1 protein-coding gene is annotated in these 1985 nt (G+C 24.4%); it reads right to left on the bottom strand.

Translation table 11 applies throughout. The annotated features are described in order from the left end of the window. Nucleotides 1-641: 641 nt before the first annotated feature. Nucleotides 642-1556, bottom strand: coding sequence for a hypothetical protein (locus I4V63_RS15425; RefSeq protein WP_196002104.1), 915 nt, complete (start codon nucleotides 1554-1556; stop codon nucleotides 642-644). Between the last annotated feature and the right edge of the window lie 429 nt (nucleotides 1557-1985).

A 1985-nucleotide genomic window follows, 5' to 3' on the forward strand; every position in this document is an offset into this window, starting at 1 on the left:
GTATTTCCGCTATTGTCTTTGCTAACATAACTTTTTGATTTTCACCAAATCCACCTTCAATAACTGGTATATTAAAACCTAAATTATTAAACATCTAACCCATAAAAGGCTTTCGCCTTTTAATGGGGGTGGTTGGAACTCGTTCCAATCCACCAATATTATTATGATATAAATAAAGTGTGACAAAACTGTTTGTTTAATATAATTAATACCAAACCTACAGTTTTGTCACACTTTGAATAATTAAATATTTACTTTTCAATGCTCCAAATTCATTATATTTATATATTATATACAAATACCATGTTTTTGGAGCATATATTATTAACTTACCTTTTCTAATATCCAAACTGTATGAAGTTTAGCTGCGTTTGCTTCGCTGCACTTGCTTTAAATGCTGTCGCATTTAGTTAGTTTCTTATTAATATAAATTACTCAAAACACTTTTAAAAATTTATTTTTAAAACATGATGCTTGATAAAGTATCATATATATAGGTAATAAATTTAACTATTGGCTTATTTACTAGCTTTAAGGGCATTTTTAGCGGCACAAAAAAAGTAATAAACCTTGAAAATCGGCACAAAAAAAGTAATAAACCTTGAAAATCTATATAAAAAAAGAGTAGTAAAAAACTACCCTTATACACCAATTTCAAATATTTTGGCAACATCTGAAATTTTACCTTCATTAGACTTCCAAAAAATAGCTGGATTTATTACTAATTTAGTTATATTAAAATTATCTTTCCATTCAGCTATGACCTTTTTATCATTTATTCTTAACTTAAATAATTTACTTTTCAAATTATATGCTTGTTTCTTTTCTAACCCTATTCTTTCCGCTAAATCTGACCAACTTAATGGTTTTACTAATTTAGCATCTGTTTCTTCTGGATTTTCACATAATATATTAAATTCACTATTTAAGTAAGGTAACACTTTAATAAATGTTGCTAATTGTTTATGTTGTCTTGGAGTAACACCGTTATATAATTCATTAAATCCACTTATAAACACTCTTGTCATATTACCATCACCTTTTACTTTCCCTTTAATTGCATACTCTTTATTAACAGTAATTACACCTTGTCCATCAATAAATATTAATTTATTGGCTATTAAATATTTTTTTGTATTCCTTAATTCTCTTTCTGATAAATCCCAAACTTTATTTAAATCTCTTTCTAATATTTTAATTCTTCCTTTTGTTTCACCTTCAACAATAATATTTTCATAATTCATGTAAGTACATAATTTAGCAAATCTTATAATATAATTATCATCAAATTCTTTGTTTAAAATATTTTTAAATAATAAGTGATAGAAATAACCACCAATACTTAACATAGAGTTATTTTCATTTTTTATCTTAATAAAATTTTCATTAATCTCTTTATCTTCTGTAAATAACTCATTTGTAATATCACAAACCAAATTATTTAACACTTCTCCATGTAATTCAATAACTTCTCCATCACTTGTAATAATATTAGTATTTTGTATAATCCTTTCAACTGCATCAGCTTTTTTAGTATAACAACCTTTATTTATCATATGTTCCTCCATAATATAAAAAATTTGTAACTTTTAAATAGTTACCTACTTTACAACCTGGAGAAAAGTTATAAAGTTCTTTAACCTCCTTTTTATAAAATATATATTTATATTATATATAAGCAATATTTACAAGTTCACTTTCAAAAGTAAAATAAAATTATAGTTTTATTTCTTACGATACTATCCATTTTTGCCAACAAAAAAAGCACCTGGAATTACCCAGATGCAAAAAATAAAAATATGTTTATACAAATTATTATCTAATTATGAAATATAGTAACGCTAATGCTCCTATAAGTCTTGTTATCGAACAAAATAACTTAAATAACTCTTTTGTTAGTTCCATTTTTTACCTTCACCCCTTTTAACTTAATTATATACTATATTTTGATAAGTATACAAGAAATATAATGTCAACTAATAATT

The sequence above is a fragment of the Clostridium sp. 1001271B_151109_B4 genome (genome assembly GCF_015670405.1).
GTDB lineage: Bacteria > Bacillota > Clostridia > Clostridiales > Clostridiaceae > Clostridium.